Source organism: Providencia sp. PROV109 (assembly GCF_033681625.1).
Lineage (GTDB): Bacteria > Pseudomonadota > Gammaproteobacteria > Enterobacterales > Enterobacteriaceae > Providencia > Providencia hangzhouensis.
This window is the reverse complement of sequence record NZ_CP096320.1, coordinates 2,774,570-2,795,576: the sequence shown is the minus strand read 5'-3', so window position 1 is coordinate 2,795,576 and position 21,007 is coordinate 2,774,570. Positions and strand designations below refer to the sequence as shown.

Annotated in this window: 16 protein-coding genes; 11 read left to right on the top strand and 5 right to left on the bottom strand. The window is 39.9% G+C overall.

The annotated features are described in order from the left end of the window. Positions 1-149: 149 nt before the first annotated feature. Together mtr and M1F25_RS12955 are read right to left on the bottom strand one after the other, a co-directional pair. Complete coding sequence (mtr, locus tag M1F25_RS12960) at positions 150-1,394, bottom strand: tryptophan permease (protein ID WP_144140207.1); 1,245 nt, start codon at positions 1,392-1,394, stop codon at positions 150-152. Positions 1,395-1,554: 160 nt separating this feature from the next. Next, positions 1,555-1,992 carry a nucleotide triphosphate diphosphatase NUDT15 gene (locus M1F25_RS12955; RefSeq protein WP_096863847.1) on the bottom strand — a complete coding sequence of 146 codons (438 nt, stop codon included), beginning with the start codon at positions 1,990-1,992 and terminating at the stop codon, positions 1,555-1,557. A 164-nt stretch (positions 1,993-2,156) separates the two neighbouring features. Between M1F25_RS12955 and fruK the strand changes: the two genes are divergently transcribed. Then, on the top strand, positions 2,157-3,092 hold the full coding sequence (gene fruK, locus M1F25_RS12950) for a 1-phosphofructokinase (RefSeq protein ID WP_004253135.1): 936 nt from the start codon (positions 2,157-2,159) through the stop codon (positions 3,090-3,092). A 63-nt stretch (positions 3,093-3,155) separates the two neighbouring features. On the opposite strand, the gene nfo is transcribed toward fruK, so the two are convergent. Continuing rightward, on the bottom strand, positions 3,156-4,001 hold the full coding sequence (gene nfo, locus M1F25_RS12945) for a deoxyribonuclease IV (protein ID WP_036957604.1): 846 nt from the start codon (positions 3,999-4,001) through the stop codon (positions 3,156-3,158). A gap of 100 nt (positions 4,002-4,101) precedes the next feature. Then, positions 4,102-5,181 (bottom strand): YeiH family protein, encoded by a 1,080-nt coding sequence (locus M1F25_RS12940; protein WP_181488088.1) that lies wholly within the window; start codon positions 5,179-5,181, stop codon positions 4,102-4,104. Positions 5,182-5,375: 194 nt separating this feature from the next. Between M1F25_RS12940 and yieE the strand changes: the two genes are divergently transcribed. From yieE to dld, 9 genes are all read left to right on the top strand, one after another. Beyond that, positions 5,376-6,239, top strand: coding sequence for a DNA-binding transcriptional regulator YeiE (gene yieE / locus M1F25_RS12935; protein WP_004253145.1), 864 nt, complete (start codon positions 5,376-5,378; stop codon positions 6,237-6,239). A gap of 540 nt (positions 6,240-6,779) precedes the next feature. Beyond that, positions 6,780-8,270 (top strand): amino acid permease, encoded by a 1,491-nt coding sequence (locus tag M1F25_RS12930; RefSeq protein WP_004253146.1) that lies wholly within the window; start codon positions 6,780-6,782, stop codon positions 8,268-8,270. A gap of 250 nt (positions 8,271-8,520) precedes the next feature. Beyond that, a complete protein-coding gene (locus tag M1F25_RS12925; RefSeq protein ID WP_172974367.1) occupies positions 8,521-9,657 on the top strand; it encodes an ABC transporter substrate-binding protein in 1,137 nt (378 codons plus the stop codon). Positions 9,658-9,676: 19 nt separating this feature from the next. Further along, entirely contained in the window at positions 9,677-10,771 is a 1,095-nt protein-coding gene (locus M1F25_RS12920; RefSeq protein ID WP_004253151.1) for a FecCD family ABC transporter permease, read from the top strand. Then, the gene (locus tag M1F25_RS12915; protein ID WP_094960415.1) at positions 10,765-11,553 is read left to right on the top strand and encodes an ABC transporter ATP-binding protein; all 789 of its coding nucleotides are present in this window, start codon (positions 10,765-10,767) and stop codon (positions 11,551-11,553) included. The genes M1F25_RS12920 and M1F25_RS12915 overlap by 7 nt, the downstream gene beginning before the upstream one ends. Before the next feature lie 267 nt (positions 11,554-11,820). Continuing rightward, the gene (locus tag M1F25_RS12910; RefSeq protein ID WP_004253156.1) at positions 11,821-13,803 is read left to right on the top strand and encodes a ligand-gated channel protein; all 1,983 of its coding nucleotides are present in this window, start codon (positions 11,821-11,823) and stop codon (positions 13,801-13,803) included. A gap of 360 nt (positions 13,804-14,163) precedes the next feature. Next, positions 14,164-14,376: a hypothetical protein gene (locus M1F25_RS12905; protein WP_004253162.1), complete on the top strand. Its 213-nt coding sequence runs from the start codon at positions 14,164-14,166 to the stop codon at positions 14,374-14,376. Further along, the gene (locus M1F25_RS12900; protein WP_004253165.1) at positions 14,366-15,751 is read left to right on the top strand and encodes an APC family permease; all 1,386 of its coding nucleotides are present in this window, start codon (positions 14,366-14,368) and stop codon (positions 15,749-15,751) included. The genes M1F25_RS12905 and M1F25_RS12900 overlap by 11 nt, the downstream gene beginning before the upstream one ends. A 299-nt stretch (positions 15,752-16,050) precedes the next feature. Further along, positions 16,051-17,790 carry a D-lactate dehydrogenase gene (gene dld / locus M1F25_RS12895; RefSeq protein ID WP_004253168.1) on the top strand — a complete coding sequence of 580 codons (1,740 nt, stop codon included), beginning with the start codon at positions 16,051-16,053 and terminating at the stop codon, positions 17,788-17,790. 72 nt (positions 17,791-17,862) lie between these two features. Here the strand turns inward: dld and sbcB are convergent, their stop codons facing one another. Further along, positions 17,863-19,290, bottom strand: coding sequence for an exodeoxyribonuclease I (gene sbcB, locus M1F25_RS12890; RefSeq protein WP_036957613.1), 1,428 nt, complete (start codon positions 19,288-19,290; stop codon positions 17,863-17,865). 347 nt (positions 19,291-19,637) lie between these two features. Here sbcB and M1F25_RS12885 point away from each other — a divergent pair, with 347 nt between their 5' ends. Continuing rightward, complete coding sequence (locus M1F25_RS12885) at positions 19,638-20,921, top strand: MFS transporter (protein ID WP_004253175.1); 1,284 nt, start codon at positions 19,638-19,640, stop codon at positions 20,919-20,921. Positions 20,922-21,007: the final 86 nt, after the last annotated feature.

Below are 21,007 nucleotides of genomic sequence, written 5' to 3'. Positions count from 1 at the left end.
AACCTTCTTTAGGGTTGTCAAAAAGAGTGCGACAAAATTACTCGCAGATAAAGAATTAGGCAAGATGCTGAAGTCAATTTTCAGTGAAAAATTTTTAGGTGACATATCAGTGTGGATATAACCAGAGGGCGATATCCACACTGAAAGGGTTAATAAATAGGTAGTAAGCCAGATAGTGACAATAAATGAGCAACCGCATTAATTAATCCAAAGAGGATCACAAAGCCAATAATAAAGCTCCCACCTGGTGCTTTGTAGCTGTTGTTAGGGTAACGTTTACGACTTGCTTTCGCCATCAGCGCAGGGACAATGACTGCCCAAATAGTAGCTGCCAACCCTGCAAAACCAATCGCATAAATAAACCCATTAGGAAAAATCAGTGCGAGTATTGTTGGTGGTAAAAAAGTGACTAAGACAGATTTAAGGCGCCCAAATTTGCTATCTGCAAATTTGAAAAAATCAGCAATAAAATCAAATAACCCTAAAGACACGCCTAAGAAAGAACTCGCTAGAGCCATATAAGAAAACAGGTTCAAAAATTGAGATATAAAGCTGCTCTGGGTAGAAATATTCATTTGAGCCAGTAATGCATCAATATTGTTGCCATTTTCTCTGATTTCAATAAATGACGTTCTTGGAATATTTCCTTGGATCGCATACTGCCACAAAATATAGATAACAACGGTAATGGTAGCCCCATAAACTAGGCTCTTAACAACACTACGGCTATCTTTATTATAATATTTAACTAATCCAGGAACATTACCGTGATAACCAAATGAGGTTAATAAATAGGGTAATGCGGCTAAGGCATAAGGAAGATATTGGCTTTCACCATGCTCAGTTTGGTTGAATAGGATAGCTGGTGATGCGGTTGAAATCATTCCACCGATTGACATAATAAAGGTGATGACCATCCCGCCAATTAAAATGGTACTTAACCTATCGACAGCACGAGTAGAAAGCCACACAAAAAAAGCCACAATAAATGCAAAAATAAAGCCTGCACCCGCTTGTGGTATTTGTATTTTTTCTGACAAATTCGCGGTGATGATAGAGCTTCCTGCAGAAATATAGGCATAAGTAAGAATATAAAGCACAAAAGTAACGGATAAACTGTTAATAGAATTCCATGTCGTGCCTAATAAGTCTTTGACCATAGTATGGAAACTGGCGCCAGCTGGGTAATTCATATTGGCTTCTAAAATCATTAACCCAGAAAGTAACATGCAAATAAAGGTATAAATTAACAGTATGACAGAGCCTGTGAACCATACGCCGGAGGTCACCATAGGAATTGAAAACATACCCGCACCCACCGCAGTACCGGCAATGATCATCGCACCTCCTAATATAGAAGGATTTTTTTGTTGTGTTGTTCCATCAATAGCCATGGTGGCTCCTAAATATATCGTTTCACTGTACTAGCTAAATGATACGGTAAGAGTGCAGTATTGTAAATATCGTAAATGGAATAAAATAGGGAAAAATGAGTAATTAGAAAGGGATGGATGATAAACGTACAAAAAGAGGATGTTGTACGTTTACACTTGATTAGGCTTTGTGGTGATAGAAACGTTGTGTAAGCCAGAGGTCAACAGCATTGCGGCTAGCTTCAAAATGAGGCTCTGGGAGCTTATCAGGTGAAACCCACATTAAGTTTTCACATTTATCTGCTTCCATAATTCGAGGCTCAACCTCACCGTTATATTCAACATGCATACAAATAGAAACGGTATGTTTACCTTCTTGTTGATAAGTCTGTAAATTATTGCTGATACCAAAAACAGTCGGAGCTTGGATATCAATACCAATTTCTTCTTTTATTTCGCGAATGGCACAATCTTCAAAGGACTCACCAGGGTCCACATGTCCCCCGAAAATGGACCAATAGGGCGCATGTTTACTACTGCGTTTGCCCATCAAAATTTGCCCCTGTTTATTAGTGATTAGAACACCAACACCAGCGACGACGTGAGTATGCTGAGACATATATTCTCCTTATTATTTTATTTTTCAGCGCGCTGATCCTGACATAATCTTGTAGAAAAACAAGCAGGAAAAAGTACAAATATCACTGAAAACAATATGCTTTAATGTTATAACTATAATTAAATTTAAAGACACGATAATCATGATAAGGGAGATTAGTGGTTATGACTCGCCGGGTTGCTACAATTACATTAAATCCTGCTTACGACCTTGTGGGCTTATGCTCTACTATCGAAGTTGGTGAAGTCAATTTAGTCAAAACCGCTAGCCTCAACGCGGGTGGTAAAGGTGTCAATGTCGCAAAAGTGCTCCGTGACTTAGGTATTGATATCACTGTTAGTGGTTTTATGGGAAAGGATAACCAAGAAGAGTTTCAACATTTTTTCAGTGAAAATGGCATGGCGAACCGTTTTAGTATGGTGCCAGGGCGTACACGGATTAACGTGAAACTCACGGAAAATAATGGGGAGTCAACGGATTTTAACTTTTCAGGCTTTGAGGTCAGTAAAGAAGATTGGAACCGTTTCTCTACCGAATCACTTAATTGGTTAGGCCATTTCGATATGGTCGTTGTCAGCGGAAGTTTACCAAGTGGTATTGACCCAGAAGAATTCACTCGTTGGATGACTCGCCTTCGCCAATTATGCCCATGTATTATTTTCGATAGTAGCCGAGAAGCCTTAAAGGCAGGTTTGAAAGCGTCACCATGGCTAGTAAAACCTAATCGTCATGAATTAGAAAGTTGGGTTGGCCGAAAACTGCCAGATTTACAAGATGTTGTAGCCGCAGCGCATGAGTTAAGAGACAAAGGAATTTCTCATGTTGTTATTTCATTAGGAGAAGAAGGGGCTCTGTGGGTTAATGCTTCGGGTTCTTGGCTGGCGAAACCGCCACATTGTGAAGTGATAAGCACGGTTGGGGCTGGTGACTCGATGGTAGCAGGGCTAGCTTATGGGTTACTCAATGGTGAGTCCAGCGAGCATACGTTACGTATGGCGACCGCAATTTCTGCACTATCCGTTTCTCAGCCAGATGTCGGTTTAAAAAATAGAAACAAATTAGCGGATATGATGGCAAAAATTGAAATGAAATCGTTATAGTTAATGAATTTCAAACAACCCCCACATGATAATGCGGGGGTTGTTATATTAGAAAGCCAATAATTAGCTACTTTGCTGTGCTTTCAACCATGCAATTTCTTGCGGCCAAATATCGGGATTAATGGTTTCTAAAATCAAGGGGATACCATCGAAACGGCTATCTTGCATAATATACGTGAATGGAACAAAACCAATATTCCCTTCACCTAAACTATGGTGGCGGTCAACACGACTGGCAAATTCACTTTTAGCATCATTAAGGTGCATTCCCTTTAGAAACTCAAAACCAACAATATCTGCAAATTGGCTAAATGTGTTGTCACAATCTTCGGCTGTGCGTAAGTCATAACCTGCGGCAAATGCGTGGCAAGTATCAATACAAACGCCTACACGGCTTTTATCTTTCACCCGTTCAATAATTTTTGCAAGATGCGTAAAGTCAAAGCCTAAGTTAGTGCCTTGTCCCGCCGTGTTTTCAATTACAGCGGTCACGCCTTCGGTCTCAGCAAGCGCAATATTAATAGATTCAGCAATGCGAGCTAAACAATCGTCAATCTCAATTTTCTTTAAATGACTACCGGGGTGAAAGTTAAGTAAATCAATACCTAATTGTTCACAACGCTGCATTTCATCGATAAAAGCGACACGAGATTTCTCTAGAGCCTCAAATTCGGGGTGACCTAAATTGATCAAATAGCTGTCATGAGGAAGGATTTGGTGTTTACCGTACCCATATTTTTTGCAGTTATCTTTAAATTTCTTAATTACGTCTTCGCTTAGTGGCGCAGCTTTCCATTGGCGCTGATTTTTTGTGAACAACGCAAAAGCGGTTGCATTGATTTCATGTGCGCGAATAACAGCTTGGTCAACCCCACCAGAGGCGCTGACATGTGCTCCAATATATTTCATTTTTGACTCCTTTTTGTTGGAGTATGCCATTAATAAGCAAATAAATGAAATCAACAAAAAAGCCACCCATTGAGGTGGCTAAAAGTGAGGAGAATATATGCTAAAAAATGCTTTGAATCAGTATGTTAATTAAGAGCCCACCGACAATCAACCAAACAAACAGGATAAGTGCCATCAGTAATGGCTTAATACCCGCTTGGCGAATAGCACTAACATGGGTAGTTAACCCTAAAGCAACCATTGCCATAGCCAGTAAAATCGTATCCAAGGCTATGATTTGTTGTACGAATACATGGGGCAGTAAATTGAGTGAATTGAAACCTGCGACAACAATAAAAAATACGGCGAACCAAGGAATCGTAATTTTACTTTTCTGAGTGTTTGTTGTTTGGTTTGCGGCTGTTTTACGGCTTAAGAAAGCCGATAAAATAATCAAAAAAGGCGCAAGCATCATTACACGGATCATTTTGGCGATGACAGAGGCATTTTCTGCGTCAGTACCAATAGTGTGGCCTGCTGCAACAACCTGTGCAACTTCATGTACTGTTGAACCGATATAAATCCCAAAAGTTTCTTCTGTTGCAGGAAACCAGCCAAAGTGCGCATTTAACTGGTAAATCCAAGGATAAACAAAAATACAAATAGTCCCAAAGATAACAACCGTTGATACGGCAACTGCAACTTTACTTGCAGAAGCTTTCACCACGGGTTCAGTAGCCATGACTGCGGCTGCGCCACAAATGCTACTACCTGCACCAATCAATAACGTGGTTTCTTCATCAAGACCGAACACTTTTTTACCTAGCCAATATGCTAATAAAAAAGTTGAGGTTAATGTTAAGGCATCAATGATAACCCCTGTAGCACCTACATCCGTAATTTGTTGGAAAGTAAGGCGAAAACCATACAAAATTATACCCGCACGGAGAAAATAGTGCTTAGCAAATTTAATGCCGACATCACAAGATTGACTGGCTACGGGGTAAAAAGTATTCCCTACAATAATTCCTAATAAGATTGCGAGGGTTAATGCACCTAAGCCGATATCCATAAACCAAGGTTGGTCACCTAGGTAAATTGCAATAGCAGTCAGAATACCAGCTAAAATAATACCGGGTATCAGTTTTAATATAGGATTTAGGTTATTCCGCTCAAGGGTGCTGGTGTCACTTTTATTCATGATAATGCTCTTTATTACCGCTTATAAGATTTAGTAATAAGGATATAACAAAATCAATAATAATTTAAATTGATTGTCTTCATATAATCTACCACTAAAATAGATTAGAAAGTTTCTTCTGGAATATTGCAAATAAATCGTTAATATTAACATTATTATTACAAATACTAAAAATCACGTTGGGGCTTACCTTTATGCGAATTACACTTAGGCAACTTGAGGTTTTTACGGAAGTATTAAAGAGTGGCTCCACGACGCAAGCATCTCAGTTATTAGCGCTTTCACAATCTGCAGTCAGTGCGTCGCTAACGGATTTAGAAGGTCAATTAGGCGTTCAATTATTTGACCGTGTGGGTAAACGACTTGTTACTAATGAGCACGGAAGACTTTTATATCCAAAAGCGTTAGCGTTATTAGAGCAAGGGTTAGAAGTTGAGCAACTCTTTAAAAAAGAGATGGGCGCCGTGCGTCTTGCTGCCAGTACAACGATTGGTAATTATATTTTACCCGAAGTCTTAGCGGGGTATCGTCATGACCACCCTGATATTCCTTTAGAGCTTTTTATTAGTAATACAGAAGAAATTATTAAGGCAGTCATGGAATTTAGGGCGGATGTTGGGTTAATTGAAGGTGTTTGTCATAGCCCTGAATTAATTTCTAAAGCATGGTTAAAAGATGAGCTCGTTATTTTTGTTTCCCCCCAAAACCCATTAGCGAATAAAAAAGTCTCTTTAAAAGATTTGCGTGACGCGCCTTGGATTTTGCGTGAAAGGGGGTCAGGTACACGGGATGTCCTTGACCAACTATTATTTGCACATCTTCCGGGCTTTCATATTTTGATGGAGCTAGGAAATTCAGAAGCTATCAAGCATGCAGTTCGTTACGGGATAGGTATAAGCTGTTTATCACGTCGAGTGATCGAAGAACAATTAGAAAATGGCTCTCTAGTCGAATTAAAAATAGACGACCTTCATTTAGAAAGAACGCTATATTTGATTTATCACCGTCAAAAGCATATTTCGAGTGCGATTACTAATCTTCTGTCTTACTGTAATTAAAAATCCTCGTCATCTTTTAACCTGTCGCGTTGTTGGCTGCAATCGACGACCCAAGTCACATACTAATGTATGCTCCTTGGATAGTCTCAATTGCCGCCTAGCGACACGCTAAAAGCTATAGAGGATTGCAGTGAATGTGTTGCACTTGTGACAGGCTATCGCGTTGTTGGCTGCAATCGACGACCCAAGTCACATACTAATGTATGCTCCTTGGATAGTCTCAATTGCCGCCTAGCGACACGCTAAAAGCTATAGAGGATTGCAGTGAATGTGTTGCACTTGTGACAGGCTATCGTGTTGTTGGCTGCACTTTTTATGTGCCTTGAACAGTCACATTTGCCGCTACTGACACGATAAAGAGAATAAGACGTCGTCCTCTTATTAAGAGGGTATACTGAATTTTTTGAGATAACGCGTTTTACTTATAATTTTGTATGAATTATGAAGGTATCTTATAACAGTGAAGAGTTGCTTAGTTCTCACAGTCTATTTTGCTAGAATCCATGCGATATTAGCTGAATAATAAAATACAGGGAACAAATGTCAGAACAACATACCAATACTATCTCGCAGGGCGGCCCACAAAGACTACGCCGTGAGTTAAAGGCGCGCCATCTTGCGATGATTGCTATCGGTGGATCTATCGGTACCGGTTTATTCGTTGCATCTGGTGCAACGGTTGCACAAGCAGGCCCCGGTGGAGCACTCCTTTCTTATGCTATCATTGGCTTAATGGTCTATTTTTTAATGACCAGTTTAGGTGAATTAGCCGCTTATATGCCTGTCTCAGGCTCATTTGCAACCTATGGTGCAAAATATGTCGATGAAGGTTTTGGTTTCGCACTAGGGTGGAACTACTGGTACAACTGGGCTGTAACAATTGCAGTTGACTTAGTTGCTGCTCAATTGGTGATGACCTATTGGTTCCCAGATACCCCAGGTTGGATTTGGAGCGCTATTTTCCTTGCGATTATTTTCTTACTGAATTTCATCTCTGTGAAAGGGTTTGGTGAGGCGGAATACTGGTTCTCATTAATAAAAGTCACCACAGTCGTTATTTTTATTGTTGTTGGCGTATTAATGATTTTTGGCATCATGAGCGGTGCGGAAAATGCCGGGTGGCATAACTGGGAAATTGGTGATGCACCTTTTGCGGGTGGTTTTTCAGCAATGATTGGCGTGGCAATGATAGTTGGGTTCTCATTCCAAGGAACTGAATTAATCGGTATTGCTGCGGGGGAATCGAAAGATCCTGCCAAAAATATTCCCAAAGCAGTACGCAAAGTATTTTGGCGGATATTGTTATTCTATATCTTTGCAATCTTAATTATTAGTTTGATCATTCCTTATACTGATCCAAGCTTACTGCGTAATGATGTAAAAGATATTAGTGTGAGTCCATTCACTTTAGTATTTGAAAATGCAGGTTTATTATCTGCTGCTGCGGTGATGAATGCGGTTATCTTAACGGCAGTATTATCGGCAGGTAACTCGGGTATGTACGCATCAACGCGTATGTTGTATACCTTAGCGCGTGAAGGTAAAGCACCACGTATTTTCGCTCGTTTATCTAAAGGTGGCGTACCTCGTTATGCGTTGTTAGCAACGACGGTTATTGCGGGCTTATGTTTCTTGAGTTCCATGTTTGGAAACCAGACGGTGTACTTGTGGCTATTAAATACATCGGGGATGACAGGGTTTATTGCTTGGTTAGGTATTGCAATTAGCCATTATCGTTTCCGTAGAGGCTATATTGCACAAGGGAAAGATCTTAATGACTTACCTTATCGTTCAGGTTTCTTCCCAATTGGTCCTATTTTTGCCTTTATTTTGTGTTTAACAATTACATTAGGCCAAAACTACCAAGCCTTTTTAGAAGATAAAATTGATTGGGTAGGGGTTACGGCAACTTATATTGGAATTCCGCTGTTTTTAGCAATTTGGTTTGGTTATAAGATAGTGAAGAAAACAACGTTTATTCGCTATAAAGATATGAGCTTTCCAAGTTACCGAGAAAATTTAGATAAATAATATTCTTAGAATATCTATCATAAAAAACAGCACTCTTTATAGGGTGCTGTTTTTTTATATATAGCGCAACAAACCTGCATTTTGGCGGTAAAATAGGCTGAATGTTTGGCTTTACGATAATGGTCACAGAATTCCATTGATGAAAGTCATGATTAAACTAATAATCGTATTGATAAGTATTCTTATTTGCTTTATTGTTACCGCATAAAAAAAAGGTAAGTCAATGAGGTTAATAGTGGAGCTTAATACTATGTCGTCGGTAGCCAAGAAGTCTGTAGCTAGGTCGGTAGTAAAAGGAATAGGTTTAGCGTTATTAGCAAGTGCCAGTATGAGCGCTTGGGCTGCAACAGTGACTGATATTGCAGGCCGTACTGTTGAGGTTCCTGATAATGTTAATCGCATTTTATTAGGTGAAGGGCGCCTGTTTAGTGCAATAGCTCTGCTGGAAGGTGATAAACCTATTGACCGAATTGTCGGTTGGCAAGGTGACCTTCGAAAACTAGACCCTCAAACCTACGCTGTTTATAAAGCTAAATTCCCTGAAATTGACAATATTCCACTGATTGGTAATACCAGCGCAGATAGCGTCAGTTCAGAAAAAGTATTAACCCTAAACCCTGATATTGCGATTTTTGGTTTGTCAGGCCATGGGCCGGGTAAAAACAGTGAATTAGTTAACCAGCTTGAGAAAGCCGGCGTGCCTGTTGTATTTGTGGATTTCCGTGATAAACCACTGGAAAACACATTACCAAGTATGCGTTTACTTGGTAAAGCGTTAAACCGCGAACAGGCAGCAAATAAATATGTCGATTTTTATGAAAGAAACCAAAAATTAGTCACTGATATTACTTCTAAAATACCAGAAGATAAAAAACCAAGTGTTTTTATTGAGTTACGTGCAGGAGCATTTGAAGATTGCTGTGGTACCGCTGGCGATGGAAATATGGGGAACTTTATTGATTTAGCGGGTGGTAAAAATATTGCTAAAGGCGTTTTGCCGGGCGCGCTTGGTACGATGAACTTAGAGAAAATCATTGCTGCGGACCCAAATATTTACATTGCATCTGGAGCAAAAGCACCGGGAAGTAAAGATGCAGGCGTTCAATTAGGGGCGCAAAGTTCATTAGCTGATGCGAAAGAAAGCCTGAAAAAAATAACTGAACGTAAAGGGATTAGCTCGTTATCAGCCATAAAAGATAAGCAAGATTATGCTATCTGGCACAATTACTATAACTCTCCATACAATGTGATTGCGACGCAAGTTTTCGCCAAATGGTTTTACCCAGAACGATTTACCGATCTTGAACCGCAAAAAACACTGGATGAATTACATAGAGAGTTTCTCGCTATCGAACCAACAGGTGTATATTGGGTCAGCGAAAAGTAATGAAAATGGGTAAGAATTGATGAGTATCACGAGCGAGCCAATAGTTGCGGCTGAAAAAGCAGCGATTCAGGCTGACAACAATGTAAAACAACATTATCAAAATATGTTGCGTCGTCGATTGACATGGATAGCTGTTATCGTCGCTGCGATTTTATTATCACTGGTTATTGATTTCACCTTAGGTCCTTCAGGGTTATCCCTTGAACGCTTATGGCAAACCTTAATGACCCCAGAAGCAGTTGATGCAGGAACTCGAGTCATTGTTTGGGATATCCGTCTGCCATATGCATTGATGGCCGTGGTGATTGGTATGTCATTAGGACTTGCTGGTGCTGAGATGCAAACGATCCTTAATAACCCGTTAGCGAGCCCATTTACACTAGGGGTATCTAATGCGGCGGCTTTTGGTGCCGCATTGGCGATTGTTTCAGGGATTGCAATTCCAGGCGTGCCTGACCAATGGGTAATATCAGCCAATGCCTTTATTTTTGCATTATTAGCAGCCTTGATGTTAGACGCGGTAACTCGCTGGACGCGTGTAGCAACCTCAGGTGTCGTATTGTTCGGTATTGCACTTGTGTTTACCTTTAATGCATTGGTTTCTATGATGCAATTCATCGCAACAGAAGATACCTTGCAGGGTTTAGTCTTTTGGACGATGGGCAGTTTATCAAAAGCAACATGGGTAAAACTTGGTGTGATGGCATTGGTTTTCGCGCTTGTTTTCCCGGTTGCCATGATGAGTTCATGGAAATTAACGGCTTTAAGGTTGGGTGAAGATAGGGCGATCAGTTTCGGTATTGATGTGCGCCGTTTAAGGCTAACAACATTATTACGTATTAGTATTTTATCGGCTTTAGCGGTGGCGTTTGTGGGGCCTATCGCCTTTATTGGTTTAGTCGCACCGCATATTGCAAGGTTGATTTTTGGTGAAGATCACCGTTTTTATCTGCCAGCAAGTGCATTAATTGGGGCGTTAATCTTATCAATGGCCTCAATAGCGTCGAAGAATATTATTCCGGGTGTGATTATTCCTGTTGGGATTGTGACATCGTTAGTGGGTGTGCCGTTCTTCTTAAGCATTATTTTACGTCATAGAGGGAACGTATCATGAGTGGCCTGATTATTAACCAATTTAATGCAGGTTACCCAAAGCGCCCCGTAATTGAGAACCTATCGACGGATATCTTACCTCGCGGCAAGATAACAGTATTACTTGGCCCCAATGGTAGTGGCAAATCCACATTGTTGCGTTCCTTGGCGGGGCTAAATAAAGCCACAGGGCAGCTGCTACTGGATGGCCAGGACTTAACTCAACAGAGTTTTGCCCAGCGAGCACAAAATGTGGTGTATTTACCGCAAACGTTACCTGCTGGTGTGCACTTGTATGTTCTCGAGTCTGTTATTGTTGCTCAACGTGCTTCAGGTGGTTTAAGCAATGAGAATAGTAAAGACGAAGTGATGGGGTTATTACGTCAATTGGGTATTGAACATTTGGCGTTAAGTTATTTAGACCAACTTTCAGGTGGTCAAAAACAATTAGTGGGTTTGGCACAATCTTTAATTCGTCAACCCAACTTATTGTTATTAGATGAACCTTTAAGTGCACTGGATTTAAATTACCAATATCATGTGATGGATTTAGTCGCGAAAGAAACGAAGCGTCGAAATATAATCACGGTTGTGGTGGTTCATGATATTAATATTGCACTCAAACACGCAGAACATGTATTAATGCTGAAGCAAGGTAATTTAATTGCTCAAGGTGAACCTGCTGAGGTAATTACCCCTGAAAGCCTTGCTGAGGTCTATGGTGTACGCGGTCGTATCGAACGTTGTTCGCAAGGTGTTCCGCAAGTCCTAATAGATGGGCTGGTTGATAAATTAGCAAGTTAATATCGTAATAGAATAATGTGCTTGCAGCACTCGGCAAGCACATTAAATAAAATGAGAGGATGCAATATTAAAGAAATAAACAAATTAAATATTATTTAATAGTAATTACCCACAGGAAATTTAATTGAATTATATAATGGTTTTTTACCATGAATTTCCTATGGGTATTTAAATGCCCCAATAATAAAAAATATTTTTTGATTCAATGAAATCAATGTGAGCAAATCAATTCATATATAAAACAAAATATCTCTTGGAGAGTTGGGAATGGTTGTTTTTAATAAAAGAAAAGTGGCAATTAGCATAATTGCGGCTATTGCTGCGGCACCTGCATTTGCTGATGACAGTAAAGATAAAATCTATGTAACAACAGCATCAGGTTATCAACAGAAAATTGAAGATGCCCCTGCGTCTATTTCTGTAGTAACTCGCGAACAACTCGAAACTAAAGCTTATCGTGATGTGACTGACGCATTAAAAGATGTACCGGGTGTTTTAGTCACTGGAGGCGGCAGTAGCTCAGACATCAGCATCCGTGGTATGGATGCTAAATACACCATGATTTTAATCGACGGTAAACGCGTTGATACACGCAGCACTCGTCCAAATAGTGATGGTTCTGGTATTGAACAAGGTTGGTTACCACCATTACCCGCCATTGAGCGTATTGAAGTAGTACGTGGCCCAATGTCATCGCTGTACGGTTCAGATGCGATGGGAGGGGTTATCAATATTATCACTCGTCGTGTTCAACAAGAGTGGACGACCAGTTTACGTGCAGACGCAACAATTACGGAACGTAAAAATTCAGGTAATACAGGGCAAGGCAGCTTTTACACCTCAGGTCCATTAATTGATGGTCTACTGGGTGTGAAACTACAAGGACAATATTCACATCGTGGTGAAGATAAAATCATTAATGGTTTTAACCGTCAAATCATGGCGAGTGGTGGAGCAACGGTATCGTTGACTCCAGATGACAAAAATACCTTCGACGCAGAATTTAAACGTGATAACCAACATCGTGATGACCGTGAGGGTTATACCAGCAAAAGAGGCGACGGTAGCGGTTTTAGCAAATATGAGTTGACTCATATGGCATTAACCCATACGGGTATTTATGATATTGCATCAACAGATACCTATATTCAATACGATGAGACAAAAAACCCAGGCCGTAAAATGACGGCAGAAGACCTTGTTTTCCGTAATCAAAGTGTCTTTTTATTGGGGGATCATAGTTTAAGCCTTGGTGGTCAATATCGTAAAGAGAAGTTGAAAGATGAAGGTAATAAATTTAAACAGTATAATCAGCTTGAACGATATAGCTGGGCGTTATTTGCAGAAGATGAATGGTTAATGACCAATGATTTTGCGTTAACCGGTGGTATTCGTATGGATAAAGACGAAAACTACGGTTCACACTGGACTCCACGTTTATATGGTGTGTGGCATGCTGATGAACAGTGGACAATTAAAGGTGGGGTAACTACAGGTTATAAAGCACCAAGCTTGCGTGAATCGTCCGCAAACTGGGGACAAGCAACAGGCGGTAGTGCAGGAAATGCCGTTATTTATGGTAATCCTGATTTAAAACCAGAGAAAAGTATTACTGAAGAAATTGGTGTTATTTGGAACAATCAGGATAATATTACTGCTGGGATAACTATCTATAACACTGACTTTAAAGATAAAATTACTGAAGTTAGGCGTTGTGAAGAAAATAGTAGCACAGTAAGAGCATGTACAGTAGCTCAAGATGGTGAAGGTGACAAGCCTAACAAACCGTATCGTTTCATCAGCGATAAAGCGAACGTTGATAAAGCAAGAATGCGAGGTGTTGAACTAACGTTCAACTGGCGTATTGTGGATGACTTAAGCTTTGCAGCTAACTACACCTATACTGATACTGAACAAAAAAGTGGTGTAAATAAAGGTAAGCCATTAAATAAACAGCCTAAACATATGGCTAACTCCACTCTGACATGGCAAACTACTGAAGATTTAGAAACATGGACGCGTATGAATTTCCGTGGTAAAACCTCTGAATACCAAGGTCGTGGACAAAAAATGTCAAGTGGTACAGCATCTTATGCTTTATTTGATTTAGGTGCGAGTTATCAGCTTAACAAGAACGCGAACATTGTTGGTGGTGTCTATAACGTCTTAGATCGCCGAATCGATAATGCGACTTACGGTGCCGAATTAGAAGGCCGTCGCTACAATATCGGTATCAACTACAACTTCTAATCGAATAATTAATCTCGATTAATCCAAACCCTTTGGCTTCCACCAAAGGGTTTTTTGCTGATTAAAACGCGATAAAAACGCTCAGAAAAAAAAGATATAAGCAGATAGGGGAAAAAGTCAGAAATAATCAAAATTTCTCATGGAAAATAGGGTGATTTGTTAACAATTTAACTTGCTATTTGTGGTTATGGCGTGCAAAATGCGCGAACTAAAAAATAACTGATGCTTAATCAAATGAAGCATCGGTTTTTTTGTTTTTAGGAACGTTCATTCTAGCGGGGCCGGACATAGAGCCGGAGAGATAATTTTAATATTTACGTGTAGCAAACATTTTACGCTACCGATTTGAGGAATGCTTTTATGGCTTACTTTTTCGCATTCGCAGCAGGGCCAGGCGCTGGCGGCTGCCGTATCGATGACTACGGGGCTCTCGGTGGCTTCGCTCACACGCCTTTCTCCCTCTCTTCGTTTTTCTCTGCCTATAGGCAGATGCAAAGTCTTCCCAGTAACTGTCGATTAAGCCGAAGTAGTATGCAATCGAAAGTTATGGGAGGGCTTAGACGTGCAAAATAACACACCAATTCCATTAGACATCGGTCACAATCAAACGGGTGCGAATAACCGCGTACAACTTGCAAAAACCTTAACATTGGTGCAAGTGGTCATGATCGGTATTGCGTATATCCAGCCAATGACGATATTTGATACCTTCGGAATGGTGTCAGATAAAACTGGTGGACATGTTCCAACTTCATACATTATTGCACTTGCTGCGATACTGTTTACTGCTCTGAGCTATGGTAAATTGGTGAAACGTTTCCCATCAGCCGGTTCAGCGTACACTTATGCCCAAAAATCAATGAGCCCACATATTGGCTTCTTGGTGGGTTGGACATCCTTGTTGTCCTATATTTTTATGCCAATGATCAACATCTTATTGGCTAAAATTTATTTACAAGATATCTTCCCTAATGTTGAGCCAGCGATTTTTGTTGTGGGATTAGTCATATTAATGACAGCAGCAAACTTACGCGGTATCAACGTGATAGCGAATTTAAGTACTGTGATTGCGATTATCCAAATTGGGGTAATGGCGGTCTTTACGGGCTTAGTGATTCACGGCGTTTCAAATGGTGAAGGTTCAGGTGAGATTTGGACATTTAACCCATTTGCTAATGAAAAAACCGAAGTGATCCCGCTTATTGCTGGGGCAACAATCCTTTGTTTCTCATTCTTAGGTTTCGACGGATTAAGCTCACTGTCAGAAGAAACACCTAATGCAGGCAAAGTGATCCCACGTGCTATTTTCTTAACCGCGTTAATCGGTGGAATTATTTTTATTACTGTTTCTTTCTTCTTACAGCAGTATTTCCCTGATGTTTCACGTTTTAAGAATATTAATGAAACACAGCCAGATATTATGCGTTTTGTTGCTGGTGCATTCTTCCAGTCAATCATTCTGGTTTTCTCATGTGTTACGGTATTAGCGTCAGGTATGGCGGCTCACGCAGGTAGCGCACGTTTAATGTACGTTATGGGGCGTGATGGGGTATTCCCAGAAAAAGTGTTTGGTTATGTAAGCCCAACATGGCGTACTCCGGCATACAACGTATTAATGGTTGGTTTCTTGGCATTAGGTGCTATCTGGTTTGAAATGGATTTTGCAACCGCGTTAATTAACTTTGGTGCGTTAATCGCGTTTACCTTTGTTAATATTTCGGTTATCAGCCAATTCTTTATTCGTGAACGCCGCATGACAGGGTTCAAAAATATCCTGAATTACTTGATTTTGCCTGTTATTGGTACACTGACAGTGTGTGTGTTATGGCTGAATATCGAAGAAGACTCAATGGTTTACGGGTTGGTTTGGACGGCAGTTGGTTTGGTCTATATGGCTGTACTGACACGTATGTTTAAGCGGCCTATGCCGCAAATGAGCGACGTTTAACAATATTCTTCATATTTCGCGCTGTAGCTGCGTTGCGTTCTCAAAACGATCATGGGTCACATACTTATGTATGCTCCCCATGATCGTTTTGCTCGGTGCCTTGCTACAACACGAACTATTTTGAATATGTCCAGAATTAGATTCAAAAATAGCGCCTTGAGGCGCTATTTTTTTACCCGTTAAGAATTATTTAAGATAAAGCGTGTAGCTTATTAACATCATAATATTATGTGATATTGTTGTTACAACACATAATGCAGAACTATGATAATCACGAATTCGATTAATAAGGCACACAAATGAATGATGCAAAGAAACCTGAGAATCAACGGTTATTACTGACGCTTAGGAATATTGTTGGCAAAAAAAATATTTTAACAGAGCCACATAAAACAGAACGTTATCGTAAAGGCTTCCGCTCTGGTATGGGGGATGCAATCGCGGTTGTATTTCCAACAACATTGCTCGAACAGTGGTATGTTTTCAAGGCGTGTGTTGAAGCAGACAAAATTGTCCTGATGCAAGCGGCGAATACAGGGTTAACCGAAGGGTCGACACCGAGTGGCTATGACTATGATCGCGATATCGTCATTATTAGTACGTTGAAATTAAACCAAATTCAAGTTTTACCGGAATTCAACCAAGTCGTTGCGATGCCGGGGAGTACTTTGTACGACTTGGAGAAAATCTTAAAACCATTAGGGCGTGAACCGCACTCTTTGATTGGCTCTTCTTGTATTGGAGCTTCAGTTGTGGGTGGTATTTGTAATAGTTCTGGCGGTTCATTAGTGCGTAGAGGCCCCGCCTATACTGAGCTTGCTCTTTATGGCCGAGTCAGTGACGATGGAAAAGTGGAGCTTGTCAATCACCTAGGTATTGATTTAGGTAACACACCAGAAGAAATCCTGACGAATTTACAAAATCGTGGCTATAGTAGTGAAGACGTACAAGTTAGCGATAAACTCGCTTCTGACCATGAGTATGCAGAACGCGTTCGTGATGTCGATGCAGATACACCATCACGCTTTAACGCGGATGAACGTCGTCTATTTGAAGCATCAGGGTGCGCAGGAAAATTAGCCGTGTTTGCGGTTCGTTTAGATACCTTCCCTGCCGATAAAAAAACACAGGTATTTTATATCGGTTCAAATAACCCTGACGTTTTGGAAGATATACGCCGTTATATTTTAAGTGAATTTAAAAACCTGCCAGTTGCAGGTGAATATATGCACCGTGGTTGCTTCGATATAGCAGAAGTTTATGGTAAAGATACCTTTTTAATGATTGATAAATTTGGTACTGACAAAATGCCAATGTTTTTCACTATTAAAGGGCGTATTGATGCAGTATTAAATAAAGTCCCATTCCTGCCATCAAATCTGATCGACCGTACTATGCAGGTTCTCAGTAAATTATGGCCTTCCCATTTACCACCACGTATGAAAGAGTTTCGTGATCGTTATGAACACCATTTAATGTTAAAAATGGCCGGAGATGGCATTGATGAGGCTAAAGTTTGGCTGAAATCTTATTTTGCAAGCGCCGATGGCGGCTATTTTGAATGTACACCAGAAGAGGGGGCAAAAGCATTTTTACACCGCTTTGCCGCTGCTGGCTCCGCTGTTCGTTATCACGCTGTTCATAATAAAGATGTGGAAGATGTATTACCCCTCGACATTGCTTTACGTCGCAATGATAGAAATTGGTTTGAAACATTACCACCAGAAATTGAAAAGCTATTAGTTCATAAATTATACTGCGGTCATTTTATGTGCCATGTTATGCACCAAGACTATGTTTTGAAAAAAGGCGTTGACCCGAAAGAACTAAAAGAAAAAATGTTAGCTTTATTAGATGAAAGGGGGGCTCAATATCCTGCGGAACATAACGTAGGGCATTTATATAAAGCCCCAGAACAATTAAAATCATTTTATAAACAATCTGACCCAACAAATACAATGAACCCCGGTTTAGGTAAAACAACTAAACGCAAAAATTGGGAAGGGGATTGTGGCTGCGCTCATACTCATGATCATTAATGAACGCGTCATATAAATAACAAAAGGCAGGTATTGGGAAACGTTTCAATATCTGCCTTTTTTATTACTAAATTAACTGGCGAGATCTCTCGCATAGCTAATCAATGCTTTTAATTGTTGGCAACGCTTTTCATCATGTTGATGCTCTACAAGTAATAGCTGTATTTGTTGCATATATTCTGTTAAACGCTCTTCACTAAAGTAGTCTCTACGGTGCTGTAACCAGCGTTGCTGCTCATCATAAGACAAGGTGGCAGGGTAGTTACGTGCTTTATAGCGAAAGAAGAGCTCTTTCATGCGCTTATCTTCAAAACTGAGTTCCAATGCAGGCAAGTTCTGTGGCGATGTTTCACGAATAATATCCATGGTTGAGCGGTCAGAAGGACTAAAGAATCCATTATAAATTTGTGTATCGACATCATCCGACTCTGTAAATACTTGTGGTTCGCTAAATAACTCAATTAATTTATTACGAATTTCAGGGTTCTTGCGTAAAGTTTCCAGATTGCGCATACACAAGTCACGGTCAACACCGGTTCGTTCCGCATCTTCAGGGCGCAGTGTTTTTTCTGGTGCTAAAATAGGGCACTTATTAATGTGAACGAGTTTTACAGGAACGGGAGAAGCGCCTGCCAATTCAGCTTTAGGTGTATATAATCGGGTACGCAATTGTTGAACATCTAACTCAACTAATGGTGAGATATCAGCAGATAAATCACACATAATAACGGCATTTTTGTTGTCAGGGTGCCAAGCAAGAGGAGCGACTAAGCTGACATAAGAACGTAATGCACCAAACATACCAGACACATGAACTAGTGGTGTTATTTCTACAATATCAATAAGTTGACTTATTTTGTTTTTATTTCTTAATTGATAAAAATAATCAAACATTCTGGGTTGAGCGGCTTTCAACAGTTTGGCCATGTTAATGGTGGCTAAAACGTCAGACATTGCATCGTGAGCATTTTCATGAGCAACACCATTCGCTTTAGTTAAATGTTCTAAACGCATACTCGGCAGGCCATCTTCATTCTCTGGCCATTGAAGACCTTCAGGGCGAAGCGCAAAACAGGCACGCAAAGTGTCGAGTAAATCCCAACGTGAATTTCCTTGCTGCCAACTATAGGCATACGGGTCATAAAAATTTCGATAAAAAATATTACGGGTAACTTCATCATCGAAACGAATATTGTTGTAACCCATAATGCAGGTATTGGGGACACTAAAAGCCGCATGAATTCGTTTAGCAAACTCGGCTTCATTAACGCCTTGAGATAATGCGACCTGTGGGGTGATCCCAGTGATCATGACGGCTTCAGGTTGCGGCAAATAGTCATCAGCTGGAGCGCAATAAAAAACCTCTGGCTCTTCAATGATATTAAAATCAAGGTCGGTGCGGACGCCTGCAAATTGCGCTGGCCGATCAAGAGCAGGGCGCTTACCAAAAGTTTCATAGTCATGAATAAAAAAAGTAGGTTGTTTTTTATTATCTTGCAACGTTTTCACCATTTCGATGGTTATATAGTAGATTGATAGTGGTTAATTTATTGGTATTCACTATACATTGTTGATTAATGATACCTTATCTACTGTGAAAGCTAAACCAAGGCTATCTGATATTGAACTGGCGCGATTGATAGTAGTTTAATTTGATAACTCGATAGAATATTTTACCCAGCAGGAGGTCGTTATCTTAAGTTATAAGTATTGTGATAAGCGTCACATATATTAATTGTTAACGTTAACATTGGTGATTAACATCACAATTAATAGGTGATTTTGTGGTTTGTAATTAATGTTAACCTTAACATTTCATCAGGATAATTTTTGTTAGGTGATGAAATATGAATCGTGGTTCAAGAAAGTATTATGCCTCTTTGAGTGCATTATTGTTTTTTTTCTTTTTCACCTGGTCATCAACATTTTCTGTCGTTGCAATCTGGCTGCGTAAATATGTTGGTTTAGATGGCGCAGATACTGGGGTTATTTTCTCTTGTATTTCGATTGTGGCGCTTTGCGCGCAACCACTTTATGGATTCATGCAGGATAAATTAGGGTTACGAAAAAATTTACTATTATTTATTGCAGTATTACTGATTGCATCAGGGCCATTTTTTATGGTTTTTGGGACGTTGCTAAAATGGAATGTATTTTTAGGCAGTGCAATTGGTGGCTTATTTATTGGTATGACCTTTCACGCAGGGATTGGGGTGCTTGAGTCTTATACAGAGAGGGTCAGCCGATTACGTAATTTTGAATATGGTAAAGCGAGGATGTGGGGCTCATTGGGTTGGGCGACAGCTACCTTTTTTGCCGGGCGTAACATTAACGTGAACCCTGATTACAATTTTATTATGGCAACTGTTTCAGGCCTATTATTTTTAGTTATTCTATTGAAATTAAAAACGGCAAATACGGATGCTTATAATAGCCTTGAACATGGTAAACCTTCTACGATAACCGTGAAAGACGCTCTACAATTGTTTGTACAACCTCAATTTTGGGCTTTAATATTATTTGTATTAGGAACCTGTATATACAGTGTATATGACCAGCAATTTATGGTGTATTTTGCTCATCAATTTCAGAATGAACAATTAGGTAATGAGATGTACGGTTATCTAAACTCATTGCAGGTTTTCTTGGAAGCAGGGGGGATGTTTTTAGCACCATTTATCGTCAATCGGATAGGTGCTAAAAATGGGTTATTATTTGCGAGCTCAGTGATGGCGTTACGCATTATTGGTTCAGGCTTAGTTGATGGTGCAATTATGATATCGATAATGAAATTACTGCATGCCGTTGAACTCCCGATTCTTTTAGTCGCGATTTTTAAATATAACAGCCTTCATTTTGATAAACGTTTGTCATCGACACTTTATTTGGTTGGCTTTAGCTGCATGAGCTCTGTAGTTGCAAGTATTTTATCGCCATTAGCTGGCTGGGGATACGATCAAATTGGTTTTGCTCATACTTATCTCGTCATGGGGGGATTTGTGATTATTACGACAATATTATCTGCATTTTGTCTCAGAGGTGACGGGACAGGTAATCAAGAAATCGGAAGTAAAGATCAGAGAAATAAGTTTGATAAAGATCACTCTGATAATTTGGTCGTTAAAGTATAAAGTGAAATCAAGTTTCAGCGGAATAATTTGATAAATATGCGAAACGGGCTTGTAACACGATAGGATTAGAATGTATTGTGTTAATA

Bases quoted from the DNA above. Each gene is read 5' to 3' on its own strand.
- mtr (WP_144140207.1), bottom strand. From the start codon at position 1,394: ATGGCTATTGATGGAACAACACAACAAAAAAATCCTTCTATATTAGGA.
- yieE (WP_004253145.1), top strand. From the start codon at position 5,376: ATGCGAATTACACTTAGGCAACTTGAGGTTTTTACGGAAGTATTAAAG.
- M1F25_RS12920 (WP_004253151.1), top strand. From the start codon at position 9,677: ATGAGTATCACGAGCGAGCCAATAGTTGCGGCTGAAAAAGCAGCGATT.
- M1F25_RS12940 (WP_181488088.1), bottom strand. From the start codon at position 5,181: ATGAATAAAAGTGACACCAGCACCCTTGAGCGGAATAACCTAAATCCT.
- M1F25_RS12955 (WP_096863847.1), bottom strand. From the start codon at position 1,992: ATGTCTCAGCATACTCACGTCGTCGCTGGTGTTGGTGTTCTAATCACT.
- nfo (WP_036957604.1), bottom strand. From the start codon at position 4,001: ATGAAATATATTGGAGCACATGTCAGCGCCTCTGGTGGGGTTGACCAA.
- fruK (WP_004253135.1), top strand. From the start codon at position 2,157: ATGACTCGCCGGGTTGCTACAATTACATTAAATCCTGCTTACGACCTT.
- M1F25_RS12905 (WP_004253162.1), top strand. From the start codon at position 14,164: ATGGCTTACTTTTTCGCATTCGCAGCAGGGCCAGGCGCTGGCGGCTGC.
- dld (WP_004253168.1), top strand. From the start codon at position 16,051: ATGAATGATGCAAAGAAACCTGAGAATCAACGGTTATTACTGACGCTT.
- M1F25_RS12930 (WP_004253146.1), top strand. From the start codon at position 6,780: ATGTCAGAACAACATACCAATACTATCTCGCAGGGCGGCCCACAAAGA.
- M1F25_RS12925 (WP_172974367.1), top strand. From the start codon at position 8,521: ATGTCGTCGGTAGCCAAGAAGTCTGTAGCTAGGTCGGTAGTAAAAGGA.
- M1F25_RS12910 (WP_004253156.1), top strand. From the start codon at position 11,821: ATGGTTGTTTTTAATAAAAGAAAAGTGGCAATTAGCATAATTGCGGCT.
- M1F25_RS12885 (WP_004253175.1), top strand. From the start codon at position 19,638: ATGAATCGTGGTTCAAGAAAGTATTATGCCTCTTTGAGTGCATTATTG.